Source organism: Empedobacter stercoris (assembly GCF_020281205.1).
Taxonomy (GTDB): domain Bacteria; phylum Bacteroidota; class Bacteroidia; order Flavobacteriales; family Weeksellaceae; genus Empedobacter; species Empedobacter stercoris.
In genome coordinates this window covers 1-4602 of the sequence record NZ_JACXZC010000051.1, presented here as the reverse complement: position 1 = coordinate 4602, position 4602 = coordinate 1, and the positions used below count along the sequence as shown (strand labels likewise).

Here is a 4602-nt window from a genome sequence, read left to right as displayed (position 1 = left end):
ATTGAGTAAAATTATTTTATAGTTAATTAATTGTTTTTGTGAGTATTGTGTAAAAACAACACATTTGGAACACTACCCCATTATAGATTCCTTGACTTTCTCCTCCTTGTACATAACACACGACTTCACCTTTGGTGAATTATTCCCTATTGCTACATTTCAGTCACATTTTGTACCAAAAAAATAAGCTGTTGTACTTTATGCAACATTGGTTATATTTCTTAAAGGATAAACATGTAAAATTTCTCTTTGTTGTTTTATTCCAACTCCCTCTTGTGTATTTATAGTTGCAGAAAAAATAAAAAAAGTATTATAGTCAGTTTAAGTTTATAATTAAAATAGTTTTTCTATGCTTATGAATGTCTGATCTTCAGGTTCTACTGTATAAACATCTGCAACAGTAAGTATAGCTACACCTGCTGATACTTGTATTTTAAATTTGTCACCTTTGTTAAACATCCCTACAAATTCCATTGAACCTGTTCTGTTTGCACCTGCTGTAATTAAAATAACTTCGTTGAGTTCAATATCATTTCGAGCAAGTATATAATCATTTTTTATTCCTTGAAAAGAAATAACAGGAGGAGTAACATGTAACCCAGATGTTTTTACTTTCAGACTGACAAGAATACGATAGAAGCCAGATTCTTTGATGGTAAAATTATTAAAGTTATTATTTACTATTCCACTTGTATCCAAAATACCTAATTCATCGTAATCATCTTGACTATTATATAAACCAAAAGGGACATCATTTCTTCCACACCCAACTAAAACGCATGCTATTTGTGGACGATATGGATCTGAAGTATTCATACTCAGTCGAGTAGATTTGTTACGATTTTTTTCGTAAAGCATAGATTTCCATTTTTCACCATCGTAAACGACTACACGCTGTATATCTTTTTGATACATTACCATACCTTCCATAGTATGGTCATCTGTAAAGAGATCTACTTCTGATGTGTTATACAAAGGTAATTCGGTTTCGTTCTCTACTGTGGGAATCATCATTCCTTTAGATTTTGCAGCATTATTTTCGATATTAATAAGGTTCAAAATTCCTTTATCACTGATAGCTGTTTCTCTTCCAATATTAACCTGGGCATTTGTAACTAATGTAGTTAAAAATATTACTAAATTAAATAATATATGTTTTTTCATTATCAGTCTATTTTTTCGATGTATAAATATGAATCTATGTCACTTGGTACAAAGGTAACGCCAGCTCCCAAAGATATTCCAGAACCTGCTGTAATTCCTGCTTTTACTCTAATTTTGTCACCTGACCTTAAATATTTTGTTACATTAAAAGAGTTTACTGTTCCAAAATTCCCAACGGTTATAACTAATCCATCGAGTAAGTAACTGTTTTCATTTATTTTTTGCCAACTATCACCTATTGCTCCAGCATACAATGCTTGCAATGACAGGATTATAGAAATATTTCCAACAGCTAAACCTCCAGATCCAGTAGATTTTAGAGAAGGGTTTATTTTATAATAGCCATCTTTTATGATTGTTACCTCTCCATTAGGATCAACGGTGAGTCCAAGGTTATTTATAATATTTCTATCAGGATTATGTGATACCGTATATTTTATAATTGGACGTCCTGTAATTCCAAGTACACTTGCTACCACTTCATTTTCTGCATTAGAGCCTAAAATAGTCAGATTACGATAATTTCGGATACTTTTTTCGTTACTCGATAGCCATCTGTATCCATCGTATTTCATTATTTCTTTGGTTGCTTTATTATATAGTAATAAACCATTGTCTATTTCTACATTTGTATAATTATCAGGTTGCGTTAAGTCATAATGAGGTAATTCAGTTTCATCTTTAACACTTGGTAAAATTATACCTTTCGTATTACTGTCTACTTGTAAAAGAGTTTTCTGATGTGCAATTCCGTCTCCATTAATCTGTATTTTAACTTGTCCATTAACACTATATAAAATACATAGGCATACATTTATTAATAACGTACTTGTTCTCATATTAATCGCTTATTTTAGTAAATAAAATTTCTCTTGCATAATTATTTGATATTATTGAATTATCTTTAGCTGTAAGACTATTTCCTAATCCCACTCCAGCTAAAGGAGAGTGTATTCTTAGTACAAGAGAATCTCCTGCTTGTAATCGAACTGTAGTAGTGGCAAAAGCTGCTGTATTAGCATCACCTCCAAATCCAAGAACAGAATATGCATCTGGTAAAAAAGTTAATAATTTTGTTTCACTAGTTGAATTAATAGAAGAGTTTTGTTTATAGAGATAAAGTTGATATTGAGGATCTCCTGTTAAGGATAAAACTCCTACTGTTTTTGATGGTATACTGATATCGATTTTATAAATACCATCTTGTGTAATGGCAAATTCTGAATTAGCACGTGTTCTATCACCAGATGAACTTGTAGTTCGTCCATCACGTTTTATAATTCCTAAATTATTATATACTTCTTTACTAAAATCTAAAGGCTCATGACGTCCACAAACTATAACTACTACAATAGAACCGCATGTAACAGATCTTTCTTCATTACCATTTGTTGTAAATCTAGCTTTATTTGCTTTGAAATTGGTGTTATTTCTCCATTCATTTTGCCATTTATCCCCATCATATACATGAAAAGTAGAATATGTAGTATTGAACATAATATTCCCTTTCATTGTAGGGTCATTTTCATAATCATCAGGCTCGGAAGAACTATATAGAGGTAAATACTCTTCTTTTGTAATTGCAGGAAGCATTAATCCATAATTATCTCCATTATATTGTCCGTCTATTTGTAAGATAGCATGTTCATGTATTTCGATCGTATTTTTTTTTGTAATCCCTACTTGGGAATAACTAAAAATACACGACATAAAAATAAAAAATAATTGAAATTTATTATAATTCATATTCTTAATTGTATTTGTTTAACTATTTATTTAGGGTAGTTTTTGAATGTTATAGCGTTTCATAATTTTGTTTTTGTCATTTATCAAGGTGAAATTTGTTCAATGTACGTTGTTGAAATAAATTATAAACTATTCATTTTAAATTAATTATATTGTTAGATTAACGTTCTCTTTAAATTGATTACTAAAATGTAAAAACTAGCTTTTCTTAAGAAAAAGCTAGTTGGTTTAGCTAATTATGTCCTTATCCTGTATTACAGGTTTTACATAGTTTAATTGAGTTGCTAATTTACTAATTTATTGATATATAACATTAAATAGGGAGTGAGTAAATATAATTTAGTCATTAATTATTTGTTTAATAAATGGATAAATTATTATTTATATGATTGTTAGGTTTTAAAAATTTTATGTTTATTATTTTAATTATTAATTAAAATTTAATACGTTAATATAATATTGACTTATTATTTTACTCATTATACCCGAAAAAAGTGATATTAGAATGGAGATAGAGGAGTATGAAAAATACTTGTCACTTCTAAAATAGAGATTGGTTTTAATGAGAACACCTACTAAACATAATTGAAATTATAGAGTATAAAAAAGCCATGCATTATATTTAGCATGGCTTTTTTTATTGTAATTCAATTACATTATTTTTTATTCTTTTATATAAAAATAGATAAGGGGTATATATAGCTACAAAAAGAAATATAAAATTAATATTTCCACCTATCGAAGCATATGCTCCTATTGTTATACCATTTAAAAATAAACAGATTGAAATTAAAATAATAGATTTTTTATTGAATAGCAATTTACATAGTCTTATATCTTTCATAACTTAAATATATAAATATTTTTACTAAACATAGTCATTATTATAGAGTATAAAAAAGACCATATATATATGGTCTTTTTTATTAATGAATTACTATTTATCATCGTAATGCCCATATGCTGAAATTATAAGAACAATAATTTGTTCATTATCTATTGTATAAATTAATCGATGTTTATCAGTGATTTTACGAGACCATTCTCCAACTCTATTGCTACCTAATGGCTTTGGATGTCCTGTTCCCATTTCTGGATGTAATCTAAGTTCCTCTATAAATTTACTAACCTTTTTAAATGCTTTTGGTTCAGACTTTTTTAATTTGGCTAAATCTTCAAGAGCATAATTCGTGAAATCTATATTATACATTCTATAAGCTATCTAATAGCGCTTTAATTTCCTCGCTAGAAGATACTCTAACTGTTTTTCCTTCTTTTGCTTGTTGTAATGAACGATCTAATTTATTAAAGAATTCTTCTTTACTCATTAACGTATCGTCCTCTGTTATAGGTACTAATTTAAAACTCCCATTTTCACGAGATTTTAAAACAACATCTTCGCCCTCTTTTACTTTTTTTAGATACTTGCCTTGACGTTCTCTAAATTCTCTTGTACTAATAACTAACATAGTTTTAAATTTAAATGATAACCATATTGGTACACAAATATACAAAAAAATAATTTATATAATATTTATAATAAACATAATAGGAAATTACAAAGCATAAAAAAACCTCCATTTGGAGGTTTTGTATTTCTATTTTACATAAAATCTGTTATAGCTTTTACTGAACCGAAGTTGTACGCTGTCTTTTATTCTTTACATAAATTTTCTCTAAGGATTTGTCCAA

General features: G+C 28.1%; 5 protein-coding genes. All 5 read right to left on the bottom strand.

Translation table 11 applies throughout. The features are described 5' to 3' along the window. Positions 1-333: 333 nt before the first annotated feature. Positions 334-1059, bottom strand: coding sequence for a hypothetical protein (locus IF125_RS13980; RefSeq protein ID WP_225542905.1), 726 nt, complete (start codon positions 1057-1059; stop codon positions 334-336). Positions 1060-1166: 107 nt separating this feature from the next. After that, entirely contained in the window at positions 1167-2003 is an 837-nt protein-coding gene (locus IF125_RS13975) for a hypothetical protein (RefSeq protein ID WP_225542904.1), read from the bottom strand. Position 2004: 1 nt separating this feature from the next. Continuing rightward, positions 2005-2910, bottom strand: a complete 906-nt coding sequence (locus IF125_RS13970; protein WP_225542903.1) for a hypothetical protein — start codon at positions 2908-2910, stop codon at positions 2005-2007. A gap of 937 nt (positions 2911-3847) precedes the next feature. Then, on the bottom strand, positions 3848-4120 hold the full coding sequence (locus tag IF125_RS13965) for a Txe/YoeB family addiction module toxin (RefSeq protein WP_225542902.1): 273 nt from the start codon (positions 4118-4120) through the stop codon (positions 3848-3850). A 1-nt stretch (position 4121) separates the two neighbouring features. Beyond that, positions 4122-4379, bottom strand: a complete 258-nt coding sequence (locus tag IF125_RS13960; RefSeq protein WP_092910768.1) for a type II toxin-antitoxin system Phd/YefM family antitoxin — start codon at positions 4377-4379, stop codon at positions 4122-4124. Between the last annotated feature and the right edge of the window lie 223 nt (positions 4380-4602).